At 54.4% G+C, this 21,846-nt stretch carries 21 protein-coding genes and 3 pseudogenes; 2 read left to right on the top strand and 22 right to left on the bottom strand.

Going from position 1 to position 21,846, the window contains the following annotated elements:
- Window positions 1-215: 215 nt before the first annotated feature.
- Window positions 216-560: pseudogene (locus AB9F29_RS18200) on the bottom strand (IS3 family transposase); the annotation flags it as partial.
- Window positions 472-942 (bottom strand): hypothetical protein, encoded by a 471-nt coding sequence (locus tag AB9F29_RS18195; RefSeq protein WP_369756698.1) that lies wholly within the window; start codon window positions 940-942, stop codon window positions 472-474. The pseudogene AB9F29_RS18200 and the gene AB9F29_RS18195, both read right to left, overlap by 89 nt.
- A 382-nt stretch (window positions 943-1,324) precedes the next feature.
- Between AB9F29_RS18195 and AB9F29_RS18190 the strand changes: the two genes are divergently transcribed.
- Both AB9F29_RS18190 and AB9F29_RS18185 read left to right on the top strand, forming a co-directional pair.
- The gene (locus tag AB9F29_RS18190; RefSeq protein ID WP_369756697.1) at window positions 1,325-1,912 is read left to right on the top strand and encodes a hypothetical protein; all 588 of its coding nucleotides are present in this window, start codon (window positions 1,325-1,327) and stop codon (window positions 1,910-1,912) included.
- The gene (locus AB9F29_RS18185; RefSeq protein WP_369756696.1) at window positions 1,887-2,714 is read left to right on the top strand and encodes a hypothetical protein; all 828 of its coding nucleotides are present in this window, start codon (window positions 1,887-1,889) and stop codon (window positions 2,712-2,714) included. The genes AB9F29_RS18190 and AB9F29_RS18185 overlap by 26 nt, the downstream gene beginning before the upstream one ends.
- Window positions 2,715-2,997: 283 nt before the next feature.
- Here the strand turns inward: AB9F29_RS18185 and AB9F29_RS18180 are convergent, their stop codons facing one another.
- The 20 genes and pseudogenes from AB9F29_RS18180 to AB9F29_RS18085 form a co-directional block, all read right to left on the bottom strand.
- On the bottom strand, window positions 2,998-4,281 hold the full coding sequence (locus AB9F29_RS18180) for an amidohydrolase family protein (protein ID WP_369756695.1): 1,284 nt from the start codon (window positions 4,279-4,281) through the stop codon (window positions 2,998-3,000).
- On the bottom strand, window positions 4,281-5,225 hold the full coding sequence (locus tag AB9F29_RS18175) for an ABC transporter permease (protein WP_369756694.1): 945 nt from the start codon (window positions 5,223-5,225) through the stop codon (window positions 4,281-4,283). Before AB9F29_RS18175 ends, AB9F29_RS18180 begins: the two co-directional genes overlap by 1 nt.
- Window positions 5,226-5,229: 4 nt before the next feature.
- Entirely contained in the window at window positions 5,230-6,279 is a 1,050-nt protein-coding gene (locus AB9F29_RS18170; protein WP_369756693.1) for an ABC transporter permease, read from the bottom strand.
- The gene (locus AB9F29_RS18165) at window positions 6,269-7,810 is read right to left on the bottom strand and encodes an ABC transporter ATP-binding protein (protein ID WP_369756692.1); all 1,542 of its coding nucleotides are present in this window, start codon (window positions 7,808-7,810) and stop codon (window positions 6,269-6,271) included. Before AB9F29_RS18165 ends, AB9F29_RS18170 begins: the two co-directional genes overlap by 11 nt.
- Before the next feature lie 7 nt (window positions 7,811-7,817).
- Window positions 7,818-8,825: a BMP family protein gene (locus AB9F29_RS18160; protein WP_369756691.1), complete on the bottom strand. Its 1,008-nt coding sequence runs from the start codon at window positions 8,823-8,825 to the stop codon at window positions 7,818-7,820.
- A 311-nt stretch (window positions 8,826-9,136) separates the two neighbouring features.
- Entirely contained in the window at window positions 9,137-9,655 is a 519-nt protein-coding gene (locus AB9F29_RS18155) for a hypothetical protein (protein WP_369756690.1), read from the bottom strand.
- 641 nt (window positions 9,656-10,296) lie between these two features.
- The gene (locus tag AB9F29_RS18150; RefSeq protein ID WP_369756689.1) at window positions 10,297-10,479 is read right to left on the bottom strand and encodes a hypothetical protein; all 183 of its coding nucleotides are present in this window, start codon (window positions 10,477-10,479) and stop codon (window positions 10,297-10,299) included.
- Between the two features lie 39 nt (window positions 10,480-10,518).
- A complete protein-coding gene (locus tag AB9F29_RS18145) occupies window positions 10,519-10,860 on the bottom strand; it encodes an acyl-CoA dehydrogenase domain-containing protein (protein WP_369756688.1) in 342 nt (113 codons plus the stop codon).
- A 39-nt stretch (window positions 10,861-10,899) separates the two neighbouring features.
- The gene (locus tag AB9F29_RS18140) at window positions 10,900-11,409 is read right to left on the bottom strand and encodes an IS6 family transposase (RefSeq protein WP_369756687.1); all 510 of its coding nucleotides are present in this window, start codon (window positions 11,407-11,409) and stop codon (window positions 10,900-10,902) included.
- A gap of 516 nt (window positions 11,410-11,925) precedes the next feature.
- Window positions 11,926-12,483, bottom strand: coding sequence for an IS630 family transposase (locus tag AB9F29_RS18135; protein ID WP_369756700.1), 558 nt, complete (start codon window positions 12,481-12,483; stop codon window positions 11,926-11,928).
- An 87-nt stretch (window positions 12,484-12,570) separates the two neighbouring features.
- A complete protein-coding gene (locus AB9F29_RS18130; protein ID WP_369756686.1) occupies window positions 12,571-12,819 on the bottom strand; it encodes a hypothetical protein in 249 nt (82 codons plus the stop codon).
- A 42-nt stretch (window positions 12,820-12,861) separates the two neighbouring features.
- Window positions 12,862-14,457, bottom strand: coding sequence for an FGGY-family carbohydrate kinase (locus AB9F29_RS18125; RefSeq protein ID WP_369756685.1), 1,596 nt, complete (start codon window positions 14,455-14,457; stop codon window positions 12,862-12,864).
- Between the two features lie 15 nt (window positions 14,458-14,472).
- Window positions 14,473-15,201, bottom strand: a complete 729-nt coding sequence (locus tag AB9F29_RS18120; protein WP_369756684.1) for an SDR family oxidoreductase — start codon at window positions 15,199-15,201, stop codon at window positions 14,473-14,475.
- Between the two features lie 25 nt (window positions 15,202-15,226).
- Window positions 15,227-16,474: a sugar ABC transporter permease gene (locus AB9F29_RS18115; protein ID WP_369756683.1), complete on the bottom strand. Its 1,248-nt coding sequence runs from the start codon at window positions 16,472-16,474 to the stop codon at window positions 15,227-15,229.
- Window positions 16,471-17,289 carry an ATP-binding cassette domain-containing protein gene (locus AB9F29_RS18110; RefSeq protein WP_369756682.1) on the bottom strand — a complete coding sequence of 273 codons (819 nt, stop codon included), beginning with the start codon at window positions 17,287-17,289 and terminating at the stop codon, window positions 16,471-16,473. The genes AB9F29_RS18115 and AB9F29_RS18110 overlap by 4 nt, the downstream gene beginning before the upstream one ends.
- Before the next feature lie 81 nt (window positions 17,290-17,370).
- The gene (locus AB9F29_RS18105) at window positions 17,371-18,426 is read right to left on the bottom strand and encodes a sugar ABC transporter substrate-binding protein (RefSeq protein WP_369756681.1); all 1,056 of its coding nucleotides are present in this window, start codon (window positions 18,424-18,426) and stop codon (window positions 17,371-17,373) included.
- 170 nt (window positions 18,427-18,596) lie between these two features.
- A complete protein-coding gene (locus tag AB9F29_RS18100; protein WP_369756680.1) occupies window positions 18,597-19,481 on the bottom strand; it encodes a helix-turn-helix domain-containing protein in 885 nt (294 codons plus the stop codon).
- 327 nt (window positions 19,482-19,808) lie between these two features.
- A pseudogene (locus tag AB9F29_RS18095) lies at window positions 19,809-20,009 on the bottom strand (IS5/IS1182 family transposase); the annotation flags it as partial.
- A gap of 223 nt (window positions 20,010-20,232) precedes the next feature.
- Window positions 20,233-20,697, bottom strand: coding sequence for a GMC oxidoreductase (locus AB9F29_RS18090; protein WP_369756699.1), 465 nt, complete (start codon window positions 20,695-20,697; stop codon window positions 20,233-20,235).
- A 273-nt stretch (window positions 20,698-20,970) separates the two neighbouring features.
- Window positions 20,971-21,846, bottom strand: a pseudogene (locus tag AB9F29_RS18085) (GMC family oxidoreductase N-terminal domain-containing protein); the annotation flags it as partial.

The following is a 21,846-nucleotide window of genomic DNA, read 5'->3' as shown; positions in this document are numbered from 1 at the left end:
ATAAATTCCGAGTGTTGTAATATCCATTGTGGATGGCTCCTTCTCTCTGTTGGGTCGTAACAGCACCAGCATGACACATTGCGATGCCGTTCGGGTGGAGCCGTCCACACCATCAGACAAACTCGAACTCGTCTCGGCTGCTGGACACGCCGACGCCGAAATTCCGAAGCGAATATTTGGCCGAAATGATTCCACCAGAGCCGTACAGTTTCGTCTGACGATGCCCTCGTCTCCTTGTGTTTGCACGTTCTGATGACTGATATCCCGTTCTGTCGAACGCGACCCACGCGACGGTGACCGATGTCCAAGCTGAGGCGCGACTGTTCTTTGATATACGCAAGCGTGATGCTGTCTTCGGCTGGTTGGAGGGTTGCGAAATGCCCGTAGGCCGCATGGGCAGACGCCAACAACGCTGAACAATCGCTTGGCAGGAAAGCTGGTGATGTGTTCTTCGACATCCCAACGCTCAGATCAACGGCCACTTGTTTGCGCGTGAGCCCACTGGTCAGCGCGATACGCACCGCATCTTGCCGGAATTCGTCCGTCCGTTTCGGTCCCACAGTCAATCTCCTTTGTTGCAAAAAATGCTATCAAAGGAACGGCCTCAAACCGGGACAGGTCCAGTTTGAGCACGACCTCATGAGTGGGCGTATCATCTTGGAATTGCACTTCGAGCGTCTGGCTTGTCTGTGGCTGACCGCCAGGTCGCTTGAGAACAACGCAAAGAATGCGGGCAATTTCAAAAGTAATTTCGCGGCCAAGGTCCTTTTCGATCAGCGCAAGGGCAAGATCAACACAGGCTATCACGCCCGTCGATGTCCAGACGGAGCCGTCTTTCACAAATAGGACGTCGTCCTCGACCTCGATTTTGGGAAACCGCTTTCTGAGCTCAGCGATGGCGTTCCAATGCGCGGCGCCCGTCGAGCAGGGTCGCTTCGGCAAGCGCGAACGCACCTGTGCAAACACTCGAAACACGCGGGACCGTTTTGGAGTTTTGGAAAAGCCAGTTCACCAGCGCCGGATCAATTTGGGAGGGTGAGGCTTTCGAAGGGGCATCAACAACAAGAACTGGGGATCGAAGGTGTGGCTGGCGACAACGGGAAGCCCGCTTGCGGCAATGACGGGCTGCTTCTCATAGAGACTGTAAATATCTCGTATGCGGGGGGGGTTCCGTTTTTGACACGCCATCCATTCACGGCGGTAAAGGCCTAATTTGCCCGGAGCTGCATATTTGGGCATAATTTGGAACAATGACTGAACAAAAATTGTGATTGACGGTTGAAAGGAGTCGCCGAAGACTGCTCCCTTTTGGGGAGAGAGTTGGATGTCAGTCCGCGCACTTCTGGAAATCTGGAGTTTATCGTTTTCGGATTTTGAATTTTTAGAGACGTACCACCAAGGATCCCGGATTTGGATCGGCGGGCAACTTCTCTATTTTCGAAATCATGGACACTTCACGAGAGATTTGGCCAACATACCCGATGATGCACAGACTTATGTTGGGGATCAGCTTGGGCTTTATAGTCAGCGCCTTACAGTGTCTCAAAGGATACCGTTCGTCGCCACCAGCTTGAGATCTTGCACCACCTTGGGTTTCACTGGGCAACGGAGCGTGATCGTGGACCCTGCGCGATTGGCACTAATCGGCGCTTGGAGGGCGTCAAGTTTTGAAGACTGGGCTGTTTCAGGGTATCGCTGGTCACCGCAGCATTCGGTTTTTATCCCCTCTGACAAGATAATGGGGCGAATTGTGCGCTCAGCTAGAAAGGCGTTTCGTGACGCCCTTTTCAAACAGGTCGCTGAGCGTCTGTCACAGGATACCACCTCTGCGCTCGACGCCTGTCTTTCTGATCCGCTCCTCCCAACTGGCTTCCAGCGGTGGAAAGATGACATCGGAGATGCGTCGCCATGACAAATCTCATCGCTCGGCCCTCCTGGCGATTTATCTCATGCAGAGGCGCGCCCAACTGGTCGATGGATTGATCGACCTTCTGCCTGAGATTGTTCATCGGATGAGCACCCGATCCCGCCGCATGGTCGTTCAGAAGATTGCTGCGGACATCGGTGCGGTTCACGGCAAGAAACGCCTGTTGTTTGATATAGCCATAGCGGCCCTCACTGAACCGAAGGGCGTGGTTGAGGATGTGATCTATCCGGCAGTGGGAGCCACCAAACTGCAAGCGGTGATCAACGAGTATGAGGCCAAAGGAAGCCTGGATCATCGAATTCAAAAGGTGATGCGTGGAACTTATGCAAGTCATTGTCGGCGGATGTTACCGCCGTTTCTTTCGGCCCTGGAATTTCAATCAAACAATGGATCATGGCAACCAATATTGGACGCTTTACGGCTCATTATTCGCTGGAATAGCGAAGGACGGCGTTTCACGCCTACAGAACTCGCCCCTACTGGGACAATCCCGGGAAAATGGCGGGAAACGGTTGTCGACGACCACGGCCGCCTGAATGTCATCTCCTACGAGATTTGTCTTTTGATCCAGCTTCGGGAGCGCATCCGGGCTAGAGAAATCTGGATTGCAGGGGCTGATAGATACCGCAACCCGGACGACGACTTACCTCAGGATTTTGAGGAGCGACGCGGCACTTATTTTAAAGGCCTTGGCCTGCCCCAAGATGCGCAGGTGTTCATTGCGGGCGTCCGGAAACAACTCGAAGAAGAACCGCACCTTTTGAATGCGACGATCATTGAACATTGAGCCTGACCAGCCGCGCGACGTCTTTTGTTTCTGCGATCCGCGTTATGTGTGCCAACAGCTGACGTTTACCTATGACCGCAAACGCATCATCCTCAAAAAGAATGAGATAATACGCGGCCTTGTCGACAAATACATCGACACCTTTGCCTTTCCTGATGGCCGGCTTGAGATCCGTTCAAAAGGGGATAGCTCTGCCCAATTCTGCCTTAGATAAAGATCAAGCATCTCCTACAAACCAGTTTGCGGCAGCCCGTGCTTACAGGAGGCTAAATTCACCGTAACTTTAGTTCTCTGAGACTGTGTGCCTTCTTCGGGAGGTTTGAGGGCGACCCTCGAGGTTTAATGTGGCGTCTGCGCGTGGTGTTTGACTGATGACGCGGCCATTTGCGATAACATAAAGGCGAGTTGCCCGCAGGCGCAGCGCTTCAATCGGATCAGAGGCATCGAGGATTTGCAAGGACGCCTTCGCGCCGACCCGCAGTCCATAGTCCTGCAACCCCATCGTTTTTGCGCTGTTCACCGTTACCATATCAAAACAGGTCCGCATGTCCGCTGGGCTGGTCATTTGCGCCACATGCAGGCCCATAAAGGCCACGTCGAGCATGTCTGCAGTACCGAGGGAATACCAAGGATCAAGCACACAATCCTGTCCCCAACTCACATTAATACCCATCGCGAGCATTTCTTTAACCCGCGTTAGGCCCCGCCGTTTGGGATAGGTATCATGGCGCCCCTGCAGGACGATATTGATCAGCGGATTCGGGATAACATTGATCTCGGCCTCAGAGATGAGCGGCAAGAGTTTGGACACATAATAGTTGTCCATCGAATGCATCGACGTCAAATGAGACCCCGCGACGCGCCCCTGCAAACCCAACCTCTGGGTCTCATACGCGAGGGTTTCAATGTGGCGGGACAGGGGATCGTCGGTTTCATCGCAATGCATGTCAACCTGCAATCCCCGCGCGGCGGCAATCTCGCAAAGCTCTTTGACGGAAGCCGCCCCATCCTCCATTGTGCGTTCGAAATGGGGAATGCCACCAACAACATCGACCCCCATATCCAAGGCGCGGATCGTATTGTTCCGCGCCGTTGGACTGCGATAGAACCCATCCTGCGGGAAGGCCACCAATTGCAAATCAATATAGTCTTTGACCTGTTCGCGCACGTCGAGCAACGCCTCGACCCCCAATAAGCGATCATCGCAGGTATCAACGTGGCTGCGAATGGCCAACAGCCCCATGCTTGCGGCCCAATCGCAATATTTCAAAGCCCGCGCGACAACGTCTTCTTGGGTCATGACCTGTTTGAGTTCGCCCCAAAGACCGATCCCCTCAAGGAGGGTTCCAGAAGCGTTTTTGCGCGGCAGACCATAGGATAGGGTCGCATCCATGTGGAAATGCGGATCGACAAACGGCGGGCTCACCAGATCACCCGTTGCCTCAATGGTGCGCGCGGCTTCAGCAGTGCCAAGTGACTCTATCGCGGTAATTTTGCCGCCTGTGATGCCGATGTCCGTCACGCGCCCGTCAGGCAGGGAACCCCCTTTGATAATGAGATCAAACATCAGCGTTCTCCTTTATTAAACGGCACCATAAGGGCCGCTGGTATTTCAGCGCGGCGCGACATCGCAACAAGCGCGATGATCGACAGAATATAGGGCATCGTCAGGAAGATTTGGTAGGGAATATCAGAGCCGAAACTTGTTTGCTGGACCCGAATTTGTAGAGCGTCGAAGGCGGCAAAGAGCACCGCCCCGAGCAACGCCTTGCCTGGTTTCCAAGAGCCAAAGACGACGAGGGCAATACAAATCCAACCGCGTCCGTTGACCATCTCAAAGAAGAAACTATCAAAGGCAGACATCGTAAGGAACGCGCCGCCCATTGCCATAAATCCGCTGCCAACCATGACGGCGCCCATGCGAATTGCCGTGACGGAAAGCCCTTGCGCCGCCACAGCAGAAGGGTTTTCACCAGCGGCCCGAACGGCAAGGCCAAGGGGGGTGCGATACAGCACCAGCGAGACCACCAGCACGAGGACAAAGGCCAAATAGGTAAACGCCGTCTGGGAAAATAGCGCAGGCCCCAACAGCGGAATATCCGACAAGAACGGTATTTCGAACGGTTGGAATGCCTCGATTTTGGGGGGGCTTGTGACCTCTGGCAAGGCAAGGCGATAGGCATAGTATGTCGAAGACGTCGCCAGCAAGGTCACGCCCAAACCAACCACATGCTGCGACAGGCCAAACGGTACCGTGAGCGTGCTATGCAGCAGGCCAAAACACATGCCAACGAGCATCGCAACGCCAACCCCCGTCCACAGGCCCGTGCCCGAGTAAACGGCCATCCAGCCCGCAAAAGCGCCTGCAACCATGATGCCTTCAATCCCAAGATTCAGGACGCCAGCGCGTTCGCAAATCAACTCGCCAAGGGTGGCGAAAATCAACGGGCTGGCGATACGGATCGCGGCGGCCCAAAAACTGGCGGTGAAAAGGATATCGAGTATTTCCATGACGCTAATCCCTCACAACGCGAAAGCGGGTTAGCATAATCGCCAAAACCATCAGGAGGAGCGATGTTGCTAACATGATATCGGCCAAATAGGTCGGCACATCGGCGGCACGGCTCATGCTATCTGCGCCCACAAATATGCCCGCGACGAACAAGGCCGCAACCACAACGCCCAATGGATTGAGCAACGCAAGCATGGCTACAATAATCCCCGTATAGCCAAATCCGGGCGACAGATCGAGGGTTAGGCTCCCCTTCATTCCGGCTACTTCAGAAAACCCCGCAAGCGCGGCAAGGCCGCCAGAAAGCAACGCCGTCTTGATCAACACGCGACGCACAGGAATTCCCGCAAAGGCTGCAGCGTCTTTGTTCAAACCCACGGCCCGCATTTCATAGCCCAACGTACTGCGGGTTTGGACAATCCAGACGAAAACCGCGCAAATAATAGCAAGCCCGAAGCCCCAATGTAGGCGCAGGCCATCGATCATTCGCGGAAGGCGCGCCTCTGGTATCAAGCGCGCAGATTTGGGCCAGCCCATGCCGAGCGGGTCCTTTAGGGGCCCTTCCAACAGCATAGAAATGAAGAGAAGGAAGATGAAGTTAAACAGCAGGGTCGTTACCACCTCGTCGACTCCGAAGCGCGTTTTAAGCAGCGCCGGAATGAGCAAAAGGATGGCCCCCGCCAAAATCGCAAAAGCAGCCATAACGGGAAGCAGGGCAAAACTGGGCCACGGCAGGGCGCCCGTTCCCAGCAAAACTGTCATGAGCGCCCCTGCGTAAAGTTGTGCCTCGGCGCCGATGTTCCAAAACTTGGCCCGAAACGCCACAGCCACCGCGAGGCCTGTAAAAATCAGAGGCGTCGCGCGGTTCAGGGTTTCCAATGCGGAAAATTTCGAACCCACTGCGCCGTTCACGATCAAGCCAATAACCGAAAACGGGTTCGCACCCGCGAGCATCGCAAGCAGGGTAGTGATGAGCACGGTTACCGCCAGGGCGATGATGGGTGGGAGCAGTTTTCGCGCGATTGTCGGGTTTGGGATCGGTTCAAGACGCATGCGGCACCTGTTGCTCAAAACCTTGCCCTGACATCCAAATGCCCAATTCGGCTTGTGTCATCTCTCCGCGTCCAAATGCGGGCGACAGGCGTCCATCTGCAATCACGTGAATGACATCCGAAAGTTCCATGATTTCGTCAAGGTCCTCGGAAATCAAAAGGACCGCCGCGCCGCGATCGCGCGCGTCGAGCAATTGGCTATGTACATAATTCACCGCTCCAATATCCAAACCGCGCACGGGTTGATTGGCTAAAATAATCTGTGGATCGGCCTCAAGCACGCGGCCAAGGATCAGCTTTTGCATGTTGCCTCCAGAAAGCAGGCGAATTGGCGTGTCGGCGCTGGGGCAACGGACATCGTATTTTTCGATGATATCTGATGCAAAGCTGCGGGAGAGACGCCAATTGAGCCATCCCCTTTTGCTAAACGGCGCGCCGTTATAACGCTCAAGAATTGCGTTTTCCGTAAGGTCTAAATCCGAGATCGTACCGGTTTTATGCCGATCCTCGGGAATGCGGGCGATACCACCGCGCACTGCGTCTCGTGGCGTCCATTTTTGCAGGGTTTTCCCGTCGAGCACGATATCGCCCGTGGTGGGACCGCGCATGCCGCCAACAACATCCGCCAAGGCGGCCTGCCCATTGCCAGAAACCCCTGCGAGGCCGATAATCTGGCCTGCGCGCAGGGCGAGGGACACTGATTTCAGGCCTGGCGCGCTGCCGATATTAGGCGTTGAAACTTTGTGCAGTTCAAAACGTGCCTCCCCCGGATTGGCCACTGCGATCTCGGGTGTGACCGCATCCTCGCCCATCATCATCGCGGCCAAAGCGCGTGTATTGGTGTCTTCTATGCGCGCGGTTCCGTTCAATTTACCACGCCGCAACACCACAACACGGTCAGCAATGGCCATGACTTCGTGGAGTTTGTGCGAAATGAAAATAATAGATAAGCCGTTGGCAATCGCCTGTCTGAGGGTCGCAAACAGCGCCTCGGCTTCTTGTGGCGTAAGCACCGCCGTGGGTTCATCAAGGATAAGGATGCGAACATCCCGAAACAGCGCCTTTAGGATCTCGACGCGCTGGCGTTCCCCCACCGTAAGCGAACCAACCCGCGCATCGGGCGACACTTCGAGGTGGAATTTCTGAGAGAGTTCAATAATGCGGGCACGGGCCGCAGCAATGTGCAAACGTGGGCTAAACAAGGGGCGCACGCCAAGGGTGATATTTTCCTGAACCGTCAGATTATCCGCGAGGGTGAAATGCTGGTGCACCATCCCAACGCCCGCGTCGAGCGCCGCACGGGAATTGCCCGACGGAAGCGTTTTGCCAAAAATCTCCACCGTTCCACTGTCGGCGGTGTATTGGCCAAACAGAATGTTCATAAGCGTGGTTTTACCCGCGCCATTTTCCCCCAACAGCGCAATAACCTCACCCTTACGCAAAGAAAAACTGACCGCATCATTGGCGGTCAGTTCTCCGAAACGTTTGGTGATGCCATTCAGCCGAAGCGCATCTACCTGTACTTCGCTCATACTGGACCTAGGACGAAGCCGGTTCTTCGTCGTTGATGATCACAGAGAAGGCCCCAGACTTAATCTCGGCTTCCCGTTTGGCCACCAACTCTAGCGCTGCCGCAGGGACTTTGCCTTCGAATGTACCAAGCGGTGCCAACGAAGCGCCGCCTTGGTTGAGGAAGGAGTAAATGCCAAAGTCTGACGCTTTAAAGTCGCCCGCCTGAATTTCGGCAATTGCTTTATCCAGTGTCGGCTCAAAATGCCAAATCGCGGAGGCCACAACCGTTTCAGGATATTCCGCTTGCGTGTCGATCACATTGCCAATGGCCAAGACGCCTTTTTCTTTGGCCGCATCGGACACACCGAAGCGCTCGGCATAAAGCACATCTGCGCCGTTTTCGATCATTGCAAAGGCGGTTTCTTTGGCTTTGGGCGGATCGAACCAGCTGCCGATAAAGCTGATTTGGAATTTAATATCAGGGTTCGTTTCAAGCGCGCCCGCCATAAAGGCGTGCATCAAGCGGTTCACTTCCGGAATTGGGAAGCCACCAACCATGCCAATATTGCCCGTAGTTGTCATCGCGCCGGCGATGATACCAGACAGGTAGGAAGCGTCTTGAATGTAGTTGTCGAACACCGCGAAATTAGGCAGCGCAGGGTCTTCCTTGAAGCTCGATCCCATGAGGAATGCTACATCGGGGTAATCTGCGGCCACTTCGCGCGCTTCTTGCTCTGCGCCAAAGACCTCGCCAATGATCAGTTTATTGCCAGCTTCGGCGTATTCGCGCAGCACACGGGCGTAATCTGTGTTGCTGACGTTTTCGGAGTAAGTATAGGAAACATCGCCCCGATCTTGGGCCTTGAGGGCAGCTTTGTGGATGCGGCTCACCCATTGTTGCTCTACGGGAACGGTGTAAACACCCGCCGTTTTGATCGGTTCCGCGGCAAAGGCCGTTCTGGCTCCGAGCGTGCCAACTAATAGCGATGCTGTTGCTGTTGTCGCCAAGAAATGGCGGCGGTTGATATGTGTCATCGTGATCGTCCCCTAATGATTGTGACCCAATGGTAAAATGAGTTTTCATCAGTAGAGGTATATTTTATCGTTTGGTCAAGGTTTGTGTTTGATGGGGTTTTTACCGTAAGGAGCATTTCACCCGACGCTCAGGAAATGCGCGCATTGATGTTTTTGCAGGCAACAGAAGAAAAGGCACAACGCCATCCTTCTACAAATCTCTGACGCATCGCGGGACGGACCAAGCAGTTGAATCGCGCTCTCGGTCTTGGAAAACGAAAAAGGCGGAGTGGTAAACACTCCGCCCATTTTTTGGTTAATATTAGCGAGGCTTAGTCGTAGAAGCTATCACGTGATTGCTCGTTCAACAGGTTCAATTCTGCGACCGAGTAGGACGCCGCATCTTTGCCAACGAAAGCAGCGAGTTGTTCTTTGCCACCGTTAACAGCGTTCGGAGCTGGGGTTGCGATCTCACCAGCGGCTTCAGCTTTGATGAAGGCGATTTTTTCTGCGTCGTTTTCGCTCTCGGCTACTGAAAGCTCGATGAGGGTGGAAGCGGTGTAACCATCAGCTGAGACACCTTCGATCGCGGCCAATTCAGTAACACCAGCGTTTACGCTGCCGGTGAAATCAGTGCGCGATACGCGGTTTTCGCCCAAGAGGTAGAAGTTCAGTTTTTCATCGTCTTGAGTTTTGCGTGCTTGGTCGATTTGGATCAATTCCGAAGTTGTATAGACGCCTGGTTCAACCCCAGCAAGTTTAGCGAGTTGATCGTTGCCTGCATAAGCAGCGCCAGCGAAAGGAAGAGCAACCGCAAGGGCAAGGGCGGAAAGTGTAGATTTAACAAACATAATAGTCTCCATTTGTGTTTGGCCTGATCCCGTTTCAGCAATCAGTGCCGTGTGTCGATGAATGACAGATAGGCCTTATTTCGGGAGAGGAAAGGGGGGCAGCGATCACAGAAAAATGAGGCAAAACACGCGGTTACAAAACATTTTTCTGTGAGGGGGGTTGAAAAATATCGCCGCTACACACAATGGACAAACTCACCGAGTTCTCTATCAGAAGTGCGGCCCCACCCTGCACAAATGCACCAAGGACGGGCGACTGAAGCAAGCACACCAAACGCAGGGCACCTATGCATTTGCGCAGAGTGGCTAGGGGTTGAAATTTAAGACTGTGTGACAGGGTAAACCTTTAGCATATTTATGTTTTAAAAACAGTTGCTTGGGAAAATGGTGCCATTCCGACCTATCTGCGAATCAACACGGATTTTTCGCCCCAACACCCGCTGAATGTTACGAAATCGACGAATTTGGCCCAAAAAGTGAGCACTTATTTTCGCGAAAAGATAAGAAAATGCAATCGACGTGATTTTTTTCGCTTCAACAGCCGTTTTCTAAACCCATCACACCCTCAAAATTGGTCTCAAGAGGGGAATCTGGTCGCGATACAAACGATAGGCCGTGTGCCAATGCTTCAATCGTGCGAGCTAGATGTTCCGGAGCGACGCTGGAAAATATGCACCAAGCGCTTCAGGCGTGAAATCGTCAACGGCCACCACTTTGGCAACAAGCGCGTCCATCTCGGCAATCCCTGCCATTTCAGCGTCGGAATGAATTCCCGCTTCCCGCGCCTCTTGCGGAGTTTTTCCAGCCTCTCGCAGGCGTTTCATTCCCGGCGCCATTTCAGTGACCTTACCATAACGGATGTTCTACACATCCAGCCCGTGTCGGCTGCAACTGTTAAAAACCTTGCCCTTGACGCGGTGGTGGATGGTCGAGGGTTCATAAATCAAATCGCTGCACTCTGACGTAAGCCAATCATCCGGCCCGCGCTCGATAGCCCCTGGAACGGTCAACATCCGCAACAACAGAGCCGCCCAACGCGCGGGCATATTCGCGATCACCTCGTCAAGTACTTGGCGGATTCTTCGAAACGCATCTGCTGCAGCAAAGCGGACAAGCGGCAAATCGGTCTCTTGCAGACCTTCATCCTGCCACCGTTTTGAGGCGCGGACAGGATGTACATATCGGACAGAACGGTTCTGTCGCAAACTTTTCCCGAATTCAATTTAATCGAATTCTAGCCAGAGTTATGCTATCAGGCTCGCAAATTGTTTGAATGGAGATGTATGGTTTGACAGGAATTGCTGCTTTCGAATCATGTGAGCTACTTCTATTCCAACTAGAGTGGCCGATGCTGAATAAAAGGCCTTAAAGTACAGAGCTGGCCGCGTGATCCTCTTGATAGCGCTTCTAAAAAACAATCTGGCAGCGGCCTTATCACGGCGCATGGAAACAAAAGTTTTGCCGTGTTTGTCGATTGCCCGGTAGAGATATGTCCATTTTCCTTTCACCTTGATGTAAGTTTCATCCATTCGCCAAGATTCTGCCGTTGATTGCTTCTTTTGCTGTGCCGTTTTGGCGATATCAGGTGAATATTTCACGACCCATCTGTTCAGCGTTGCATGGTCGACCCGAACGCCGCGCTCCGCCATGATCTCATCCATATCCCGATAGGAGACGGCGTAGCGAACGTAGAAAAACACTGCGAACAATATCACACCCCTCGGATAATGGCTGACTTTGAAATCAATTGTCATATCGGAAACCCTGCCTGTAGCTCTTTGGCAAACATAGGGCAGCTTTAAAGCAATACTGAAACAGCGCGAAACTTAGCGACAAAACCCCATACACACCAAAAACAACCCAAAAGGGCCCAAACTGCACGCGTTAACAGGACCCGCGAAGAGATAGTACAAAAGTCAGCTGCAACAACCAAGGCACCCCGCCGAGGGTTTCAGGCATCACAGCCCGCAAAGCAGAAAAGGACTTGGTTCGCGGAAGCCATCTACTGCCCCGGCAGACAATGCTCGCATCACCGAGAAGGAGGGGCCAGCGGTTAAAACTGCGCAAACAGGCGCCCCTCGGGCATGCATTGCCAGCAACGGGACGTAAGACTGCCTCTGGCAAATGCGCAGATTACATCAAATATATCTCGCTATGCAGGAGCCTTCCACAAACGACATACCAACAAATAGCAGCATTTTTAATTGTTATATCCGACGCACTACAAAACCAGAAAGCTTTGATTTGAGGATTGCCTCGGCGAATTGTTTTTAGGTTTTATAATGTCGATTATGGGTGACATGCCTGTGCAGGACTGCCCAGAGGTCCTCAATCGGGTTGAGATGTGGACAATATGGCGGCAACGGTATCAAGTGAATACGACATTTTTTGCGCGACAGGAAAGCCCTAACATGAGGCCCTTTGTGGTAGGGTGCGTTATCCCAAATGACATGTATGATGGGTTTATCGAGGTTGCGGGCTTCGATTTTGGCCAATAGTTGCACCGCACTTGTGCCATCGACGGTGATTGGTTCGACAAACGGCGCATCGAATGTCTCAAGGCATAACGCGTCGTGGATGTTGACGCGCCCGCGTCCAGATGCTGTCAGAAGTGCTGGGTTTGTACCTTTGCGCACCCAGCCAAAGGCAGGTTTGCTTTGATATTCTGGGTGGTCCGCGTCCGCGAAGTATACGCCCTCGTCAGCGGCAAGTGTATTGAGCATATTTCCGTAAAATGCGATGAAGTCGGCCTGTTTGATCGGATCTGCCACTTTTGGCAGCGCTTTTGGCTTGCGATACTCAAACCCGAGACGCGCCAACAGCCTTATACAGCCCGAATGCGCATAAAGGATGCCAAATTTGGCGGCGATATAGGCCCAAATTTCGATGGTTGAACGGCAAAACCGAGCTTCAAGTCAATCCCGTAAAACTATTTCCTGAGCCGCCGCCATCCGTGACTGACCGCCTTCCCAACCATCATAAGCGGCCCCCTCCCCACCCTCATTCTGATATTGCTTGAACCAACTGCGGATCGTGTCGTCATCCAAAAGAAACTGCGCATTCACCCACCGCGCAACCCCATGATCCGCGCGCTGACGCTTCACGCAAGAAAGTAATCGCGACGATCTAAAGGCGAAAGAAAACTGGGCTGGATCATAAGTCAAAGCGGAATCCTGCGACTGCGGAAATTGACGACGTAACCAGCGTTAGAGAGCCCGTGCGACATCTTGAAGGCGCTGGAAGGCGGCAAAGCGCGCGTTATGTGCATTTTGAATGTCCCCGATCACCGGAATGTAGCGGTCCTTAAGGGCTGACATTTTTGCCATTGCTGATGGCATATCAGCGAATTTTCCGGCGGCGACAGCCCCCAAAATTGCCGAACCCAGAAGAACCGGTTCCTCCGCGCAGGTTGCAATGACCGGCACGCCTGTGGCGTCGGCCAGCAGTTGTCGCACGAGGTCTTGTTGCCCCGCGCCCCCGCTGATCATGATCCGTTTGATCGGCGCGCCATTCACGGCTTGGGTTTCAATGATCTGGCGCAGACCATAGCCAATGCCACACAGCCCCGCGATATACAGCGCGATCAGACTGTCGATATCGCGGTCCATTCCAAGCCCTGCAATCACGGCGCGCGCGTGCGGATCTGCAAAGGGCGCGCGGTTGCCGAGGAATTCAGGCACGACGTGCAGCCCTTCCGCGAGGCGTACCACTTCTGAGAGGTGTGTTGCTTTTGTGGCCGCAATATCGGCAAGCCAAACTGGCAGCGACTTGTTTTCGGCCTTCGCTATTTCGTTCGCCTCAAGGGCTGCGGGATGCATCGAAAGGAGTTGGGCGATTGCGGCGCCCGTCGCCGATTGACCGCCTTCGTTTAGCCAAGCGTCGGGCATCATCGCGGAGTAATACGGGCCCCAAACGCCGGGCACGAAGGCCGGCTCCTGCGTTGTGGTCATCGTGCACGACGAGGTGCCAAAGACATAACCCATGCATTCGGTCGGATCGCCCGCGGCGCCCACAGTTCCGATGCCACCCGCGTGTGCGTCGATCAGGCCCGCGCCAACGGGGGTGCCTGCTGCCAGCCCCAGTTCTGCGGCGGCTTTCTCGGTTAGTCCGCGTCCAAGGGCCACCCCGGGGGCGACTACATCTTGCCCGATCCGCTTAAAGCCTTCTTCGGCCAAAATACCCAAACCAACCTCGCGAAAATACGTCTCGTCCCAGCGGTTTTCATGCGCCAGATAGGTCCATTTACAGGTGACTGTACAGGTTGAACGCGCGAGGCTATCGGTTGCTTTCCAAGTTAAGAAGTCGGTGAGATCAAAGAATTGCCACGCGGCCTCGAAGACCTGTGGGCGGTTCTCGGCAAGCCAAAGCAGTTTGGGCGTTTCCATTTCGGGTGAAATCACGCCGCCGACATATTTTAACACGCTGTGACCCGTGGCATTGATGCGTTCGGCTTGATCGAGGGCGCGGTGGTCCATCCAGACGATAATGTTGCGGTTTGCATCCTCAGACGGGCCAACAGGCAGCGGGGCACCATCGGCCCCTAGAACGACGAGCGAACAGGTGGCGTCAAACCCGATCCCCGCAATATTGCTTGCCGCGACACCCGATTGGGCCATCGCGGCGCGGGTTGCGGCACAGACCGCCGCCCAAATCTCGGCGCTGGATTGTTCGACGATATCGCCCTTGTCACGATACAACGTGATATCCGTTTTGCCCGCTCCCAGAAGCGCGCCGTCGCCGTCAAAAACACCCGCGCGCGCGCTGCCTGTGCCGACATCAATGCCAATATAATAGCTGCCCATAGTGACGGCCCTCTCCTATAAATCCACGCTGTTGGGCAGGATCACAATATCCCGCACTACCACGCCCTTGCGACGCGTCAGCATGAATATGACCGATTCCGCCACTTCGCGTGGTTCCATCAAACTGCCATTGGCTAACGCTTCGTCCATCTTTTCCTTGGGCCAATCATCCAGCAAGGCAGTGACAACCGGACCGGGCAAAACCGCGCCCACACGAATTCCATGCGGCGCAACTTGACGGCGCACAGTGTGAACAAAGGCCTGAACCGCGAATTTTGACGCGGTATAGATTGGCTCCCACACCACGGGAACGACACCCGCAATGGAACTGGTGACTATAATATCGCCGCTTTTCTGTGCCTTCATATGGGGCAGAACAGCTTGAATAGTGCGGAAAGTCGCGTTGACGTTCAGGTTTAACACGCGGTCCCAAGCATCGGGATCACCCTCGACGACATCGCCGCCAACATAGGCCCCCGCATTGGCGTGGAAAATATCGAGGCCGCCAGCCCGCTCCAGAATTGCGGGCATCATTCCAGCAACGCTTTCGGAATCCAGAAGATCGATCACCAGGGGAATGGCCTCTGGGCCAAGGCTCTCGCAACACTTGGCAAGCCCGGCGCGATCATAGTCGATCAGAACAACCTTTGCGCCCGCTTCCAACATCGCACGGGCACAGGCCAGCCCGATGCCGGACGCCGCGCCCGTAACTGCGGCAATCTTGCCATTTAATGATTTGGTCATGTCGTTTCCTTTAGTCGGCAAGAGGTTAAGCACGGCCGTGGGATTGGCGGGATTGGCGTGCAAGACTGTCAACGATGACTGCGATGGCCAGAACGCCGCCGGTAATCATATAGCGCAGCGAGGACGACAAATTGAGCAGCGTCAAACCGTTGGCGATGGACTGGATCACGATGATCCCGAGCAGCGCGGAATAGGCCGAACCGCGTCCGCCAAACAGGCTGGTGCCGCCAATAACCGCCGCCGCGATGGCGTTTAAGTTCACGTCTCCAGTGCCCGCTTGCTGGCTGGCCGAGGCAAGCCGCGCAGAGGACAGAACACCGCCAAGGGCCGCAAACATCGCGCAGGTGATAAAGGCGCTGGCGTAGATGCGTTTGACGTTTATCCCTGCACGGCGCGCGGCTTCAGCATTACCGCCGACTGCGGTCATCGAGCGACCCCATTGGGTGCGAGTGAACATATAGTCCATAATCACCACAAGCGAGACAAACAGGCCAAACATCCACGGCACCCCGCGCCCCATATTCAGATAGAACACGACGGCAATCAGGCCCGTGCTGATCACCGCAGATTTAAACACCAAGCCTCCCGTGCTGCCCGACGACAGGTTGGCCGCACGACGCTGTGTATTGGTCCGCAATCCTGACACCAGAACAACGATGCCCGGAATTGCCGCGAGGCCAAAGGACAGCCAATCTGGCATAATCAGCAACTGGCCAAAGCTCACAAAACCTGAGCCGTATGGCAGGTTGATCGAGCCTGTGGACCCAAGCATGAAAAGCTGCAAACCCAGAAGCGCCAAAAGGCCCGCGAGTGTTGATACAAAACTTGGCATCCCCAAACGGGTGCGCAGAGAGGCATAGAGCAGCCCCATAATGGCGCCAATGGCGAGGGCCGCCGCGATACCCACTACAAGAGGCAAGCCTTGTTTAACCCATAAAACGCCGACAACTGCCGACCCAACGCCGCTCATCGAGCCGACGGAAAGATCAATCTCACCCAGCATCAGAACACACACAATACCAAGCGCAATAACGCCGACAGTTGAGCAATCAAACAGCAGGTTCACAAGGTTGTTTGAGGACAGGAAAATCGGGTTGAGCGCGGTAAAAACGCTCCAGATCAAGACCAGTCCAACAATGACGGGCAACGAGCCTAAATCCCCCGATTTAACGCGATCAATAAAGGCGCGGATCGTGCCGCTAATACCTTCCGCATGGGTAACGCGCACATCGCTGCGATCAAGCATGGGTACTGTTTTGTTTTCGGTGCTCATAATTGCCCCTCCGGCGTAAATTCGCGATCTGCGACGCGTTCGGCGCGACGCGAAACGGCGTTATCCGTGGCGCCAGTAATGGCGCCGATCAATTCTTGGTTGGTGGCATCCGGGGTGAAAACCCCGTTGTTGCGGCCCAGACGCAGCACAACGATCCTGTCGGCCACAGCGCGGACATCTTCCATATTGTGGCTAATCATAATCACGCCCAGTCCCTTGTCGCGCACACGTTCCACGAGGTTCAAAACCTCGGCGGTTTGCGCAACCCCAAGGGCGGCTGTTGGCTCGTCGAGCAAAATAATATTGGGATTGAGCAGCAGTGAACGCGCGATGGCGACGGTCTGGCGTTGCCCACCTGAGAGCGACGCCACGACGTCACGCACCGAGGGGATACGCGCGGCCAATTCGTTGAGCAAGGTCCAAGCTCGTACCTCCATCGCCACTTCGTCAAGGCGGCGCGGGTTGAGCTCCTGCCCCAGAAAAATATTGGCGACCACATCGAGGTTTTCGCATAGAGCGAGATCCTGAAAGACGGTGGCAATCCCAAGCTCTAGCGCATCGCTTGGACTCGCCATTGTCACGGGGCGACCGTGAAACGAGATATCGCCGGATGTCGGCGCATGAACCCCTGCGAGCACTTTGACTAGCGTCGATTTCCCCGCACCATTGTCGCCGACAAGCGCGACAACTTCGCCCGCGTGCACATCGAGATCAATATCCGTCAAAGCCGAAACAGCGCCGAAATTCTTTGAGACACCTCGCAAACTTAGGATGCGTTCCCCTTTTGGGATCAATTCTTGTGATGTTTTTATCATGTCCAATGGTCCTTTTGCGATGCCCCATGGCGTGATTGGCTGGCCGAGGGAGTTGCGGCCAGCCAACTTTATCGGTGGCGCTTATTCGATACCGAGTTCGGCGCAACCGTCGGCGTAACGCCCCGTGCAAACGTCAGCAGCAGAAGTGACCCCTGAGTCAAACACGATTTCTTTGATGTTTTCCCGTGTCACAACCGCAGGAACAAACAACTGTGACGGCGTGTCATAGAGGCTGGTTTCCGCCGCGACGGTTTCGCCCTGCAACATCTTGTAAGCCACATTCGCCGCCGCCGCTGCCACGATCTCGGATGGTTTGGAGATAGTGTTATACTGGTCGCCCGCGATGATCAGCTGCAAGGCCGCGATCGTCGCGTCGTTGCCTGTTACAGGTGGAACTGGGTCAATGCCTGCCGCCTTAAAGGCTGCAATTGCGCCGCCGCCCGTGCCGTCATTGGCCGCGACCACACCGACAATATCAGATCCAAAGCGCGTCACCTGACCGCTGGCCCATTCCTGTGCCTTTGGTGGCGCCCAATCCGGCGTGTCGAATTCGGACAACGTGGTGTAACCGCTTGCATCCAACGCGCGGTCGATCCCATCGCGGATCAAGCCAGCGGCCGCATCGGTCGGCGAGCCATTGATCTGAAGAACGCCGCCCGTATCGGTTGGAACGCCGAGCGCTTTGAGATGGTCAACAAGCGATTGTGCGATCGCATAGCCGATTCCCTCATTGTCAAAGGATACATAATAGTCGGCAGTCTGGTCAGGGATCGGGCGGTCATAAGCGATGACCTTGATGCCTTGGCTTTGGGCCAGTGCAACCAAAGACGCGGCAGCGGCGGAATCAACAGGGTCAAGCACGATAACTTGTGCCCCCTGAGTGATGACCGAATTAAACTGCTGTTGTTGCAGTGCGACATCGGCATTGGCGTTTTGATAGATGACGGTGCAATCCGCACAAAGCTTGTCCATCTCGGCCTTAAAGCCAGGAAAATCATGCTCTTCATAGCGCGTTGACGCCTGGTCGGGCATCAGAAATGCGACCGTGCCGGATTGTTGGGCCATTGCCGCCGTGCCGCCCATTAGGGCAACCGCAAGCGCGACCGCGCCTGTCAGTCGGGTTGTGAAATGTGTCATTTGTCTTCCTCCATGTTGACCACTGATCGTGTGTTCCGGTGTGCTTGGGTCATAGGCAGTCCGGATTTTCCGGTTGGCTTGCAGCACGCCTTCCTCGTTCGTTGCCAGACCAAGTCTGCCTACGGGGATCATGCTGCGGGGCTTCCGGTATGCGTTTTCTTTAGCTTTTCTCAGGCGGCCTCCACCGCGCCGATGTTCTTTGCCAGCAATTCTCGGAACCGCGTGGGCGACATGCCCTTTTGGGCCTGAAACTGGCGATTGAAGTTCGAAAGGTTGTTAAAGCCCGACGAAAAACAAACGTCGGTGATTTTCATCTCATCGGGCCGCATCAACATCTGGCAAGCCAGATTGATCCGCAACCGGTTGACGTATTTAACGAGGCCCATCCCCGTATGCCGCCGAAAGCTGCGCGAAAACGCCCCTGCACTGAGGCCCGCAATTTCGGCGAGGTTATGCTCGCTGAACGGCTCGGTCAGGTTGGCGTTGATATAGACCAGCGCCTCATTGATGCCTGTCGACATAAAGCCCGACGGGTCGGGGATGTAGTTTGAACTGGTCAATGTCTGTGTGTCAGCGGCGCGGGTGAGCGTGCCGAAGATGTTCATGAATATCTCGATCCGACGCACACCTTTCGCGCTAACGAGTTCTTCGAGCATTGGCTCAACGGCCATTGATGTGGCACTTGAAAACAGCGCGCCATGGCGGCTTTTCTCCAGCAGACCCGCACAGGCGGACAGTTCGGGAAAAATCTCCAGCGCGTCCGAAATAAAGGCCTCGGTAAATTGTACGACACGACTGCGCAACGGAATAGGCGCATCGCCAGAAACGTCGCTAACCCAATTATGCGGGAGGTTTGGACCCGTCAACACAAGGTTTCCCGGCTCAAACTTCCCGATGAAGTCGCCAACGAAATAACGGCCCGAGGTCGCAACAACGTGATGGATTTCGTACTCGGGATGAAAATGCCACCGTACAGTACGGAAAGGATAGCCGTGTTCCCATGCGGTAAACGACTCGCTTTTTCCTATCTGAACGACTTCCAGATCTGGTTTCATTCGATGTCCTCCCTGCGCAGGTCAGAATCAGATTCTGATACCTTCGCCCTCCTCCACGACGCCTTTTCCTCCAACGTCGTTTCATCAGGTTAGGCCAAGCATTGGTAACAGACTACTACGGTTCAAGCACCCAAGTGATACATTTTTGATCATTTATAGTAGATATAGTACCGTTTGGCGCAGGTTCGTGCATTTTGCGGTATCTAAGTTTATATCTTAACTACGATTCGCCACAAGCTTTGGTAGGGAGCAGGCCGCGGGATGAAGCGTAATAGCGAGCCAAATTCTTTCCAAATCCGTGTAATATCGGCGCCATGGATAGATCCACTCGACTGCCAGATCGGAGTAGCGTGGCTGACCACCTCGCGTCGCTCGGCGTGGTGCCGACCACCGACCAAGCGGCTCCTCACGGAATTAGACCGTCAGACCACCACGCCGTAAACTCTCATTGTCCTCAGCCCAGTTCGTCACGCGATGCTCTTGCTTCAGGGTCTTGTCGCGGCGACCGGCATTGAACTTGTCCGGCATTTACAGCATCCCCAAGGGAAACGACCGCCTCAGTATCAGTGGACACCGGTGGTTCATGTAACAACGCCGCCAGCTAGGCCTATTTAGATAGGCAAGCGTCGCGATTCGATAACTTTTCGTTTCGTCTTTTCCAGTTGTATTAGAATGGCTTAATCGCCAGTAGCGATGGCACCGCTACTTGCGACGAAAACCCAGTGTTCGGAAATACTTCGCGATTCCGCGGTTAACCTGTTCTTTGCCTGTCTTGCGATGAAAAGACCATTTTGTCCGCGATGCGCTCAGCAATCATCATGATTGGTGCCTGAATGTTTGCCGAGGGAACCGCTGGAAGAATTGAACCATCAATCACGCGCAAGCCGTCAATGCCGTTTACGCGCCCCTCGCTATCCGTGACGGCCATTTCGTCATTTCCCATGCGGCAGGTGCCCACAGGGTGGTGTTCAGTATTGGCATTTGCGCGTAGCCATTTTGCGATATCTGCATCGGTTGCCCCCTCGAGATCTTCATCCAGCGAACCATCCCGAAACTCATCCCACGGACCCTGTTGCGCCATCTCACGCGTCATCTTGATGCCCGCAACCATTTCATCAATGTCTCTTGCATCATCAAGGTAGTTGAACTCGATATGCGGATGCGTCCGGGGATCGGCGGATTTCAACCGGACAGAACCGCGACTGTAAGGCCGCATCTGGCTTACAAAGTATTGAAAGCCATCCCCGAGTACAACTTTCCCATCCTGAAAATCGGCTAAAAAAGGTAGGAATTCGTGCTGCATATTGATGTAATCGGCCCCGGTGCCACTGTCGAAAAACGCGCCCACCTCAAAAAAGTTAGATGTCCCTAACCCTTTCTTGAGCAACACCCATTCCATACCCAGCTTGGCCCGCCCGATCAGCCCAAGCTGCGACTTAGCTGAAACTGGTTTATCGCATCGGTACCGGAGTGGGGCGACCACATGATCTTGCAGATTTTCACCGACGCCGGGGAGGTTTACAATGGTTTCAATTCCATGGCTTTGCAGGTGATCCGAGGGTCCGATACCCGACACCATCAACAACTGTGGGGAGGCAATTGTACCAGCGGACAAAATCACATCGCGTGACGCTCGGATGTCTTGTTTCCCCAGCGGAGTATCACAGCGCAGGCCGACAGCACGCGACCCTTCGATGAGAATTTTTTCAACAAAGTGACCGGTGAGGATCGTGAGGTTTTGCCGTTTTAATATCGGAGCAATATATGCGTCATAAGCACTACACCGCACCCCATCCTTAATGGTCGCCTGTGTGACGTGCGTGCCATTTTGATCTTCTGCATTATAGTCCGGCGTATGAGGCAAGCCCCATGCAGCACCGGCTTCCAGATACTTGTCGTAAAATATGTGGTTTGCGAGGCCCTGTGTCACCGTCACTGGCCCTGAGGTTCCGCGCATTGTATTGGCCGCGCCTGGGAAATTCTCGAGCTTTTTGAATTATGGCAGGCAGTTTTCAAATGACCAATCGGTCAGTCCAAATTGTGACCAGTTATCATAATCTTTCGCATGTCCTCGTACGAAAACCATCCCGTTGATCGCCGAGCTCCCACCCAGACCTTTCCCGCGCGCTTGCCCGACTCTGCGACCGTTGAGATGTGGTTCTGGACCACTTGAATACATCCAATTATAAGTCTTGCTCTCAATGGGAAACGTAAGTGCTGCGGGCATTCGAATGAAAATTGAATTGGTTTTACCACCTGCTTCGATCAAGCAAACGGTAGTGGCCGGATCAGAAGACAATCGGTTGGCTAGAACACAACCTGCAGAACCAGCACCAACAATGACGTAATCGAATTCGAGAGACAT

The organism is Falsihalocynthiibacter sp. S25ZX9 (assembly GCF_041205405.1).
Classification (GTDB): Bacteria; Pseudomonadota; Alphaproteobacteria; order Rhodobacterales; family Rhodobacteraceae; genus Falsihalocynthiibacter; species Falsihalocynthiibacter arcticus.
Note: the sequence above shows the minus strand (reverse complement) of the source record. Positions and strands in the feature narration are given on the sequence as shown.

Bases quoted from the DNA above. Each gene is read 5' to 3' on its own strand.
- AB9F29_RS18190 (WP_369756697.1), top strand. From the start codon at position 1,325: ATGTCAGTCCGCGCACTTCTGGAAATCTGGAGTTTATCGTTTTCGGAT.
- AB9F29_RS18185 (WP_369756696.1), top strand. From the start codon at position 1,887: ATGACATCGGAGATGCGTCGCCATGACAAATCTCATCGCTCGGCCCTC.
- AB9F29_RS18180 (WP_369756695.1), bottom strand. From the start codon at position 4,281: ATGTTTGATCTCATTATCAAAGGGGGTTCCCTGCCTGACGGGCGCGTG.
- AB9F29_RS18175 (WP_369756694.1), bottom strand. From the start codon at position 5,225: ATGGAAATACTCGATATCCTTTTCACCGCCAGTTTTTGGGCCGCCGCG.
- AB9F29_RS18170 (WP_369756693.1), bottom strand. From the start codon at position 6,279: ATGCGTCTTGAACCGATCCCAAACCCGACAATCGCGCGAAAACTGCTC.
- AB9F29_RS18165 (WP_369756692.1), bottom strand. From the start codon at position 7,810: ATGAGCGAAGTACAGGTAGATGCGCTTCGGCTGAATGGCATCACCAAA.
- AB9F29_RS18160 (WP_369756691.1), bottom strand. From the start codon at position 8,825: ATGACACATATCAACCGCCGCCATTTCTTGGCGACAACAGCAACAGCA.
- AB9F29_RS18155 (WP_369756690.1), bottom strand. From the start codon at position 9,655: ATGTTTGTTAAATCTACACTTTCCGCCCTTGCCCTTGCGGTTGCTCTT.
- AB9F29_RS18150 (WP_369756689.1), bottom strand. From the start codon at position 10,479: ATGAAACGCCTGCGAGAGGCTGGAAAAACTCCGCAAGAGGCGCGGGAA.
- AB9F29_RS18140 (WP_369756687.1), bottom strand. From the start codon at position 11,409: ATGACAATTGATTTCAAAGTCAGCCATTATCCGAGGGGTGTGATATTG.
- AB9F29_RS18125 (WP_369756685.1), bottom strand. From the start codon at position 14,457: ATGGGCAGCTATTATATTGGCATTGATGTCGGCACAGGCAGCGCGCGC.
- AB9F29_RS18120 (WP_369756684.1), bottom strand. From the start codon at position 15,201: ATGACCAAATCATTAAATGGCAAGATTGCCGCAGTTACGGGCGCGGCG.
- AB9F29_RS18115 (WP_369756683.1), bottom strand. From the start codon at position 16,474: ATGAGCACCGAAAACAAAACAGTACCCATGCTTGATCGCAGCGATGTG.
- AB9F29_RS18110 (WP_369756682.1), bottom strand. From the start codon at position 17,289: ATGATAAAAACATCACAAGAATTGATCCCAAAAGGGGAACGCATCCTA.
- AB9F29_RS18105 (WP_369756681.1), bottom strand. From the start codon at position 18,426: ATGACACATTTCACAACCCGACTGACAGGCGCGGTCGCGCTTGCGGTT.
- AB9F29_RS18100 (WP_369756680.1), bottom strand. From the start codon at position 19,481: ATGAAACCAGATCTGGAAGTCGTTCAGATAGGAAAAAGCGAGTCGTTT.
- AB9F29_RS18090 (WP_369756699.1), bottom strand. From the start codon at position 20,697: ATGCGGCCTTACAGTCGCGGTTCTGTCCGGTTGAAATCCGCCGATCCC.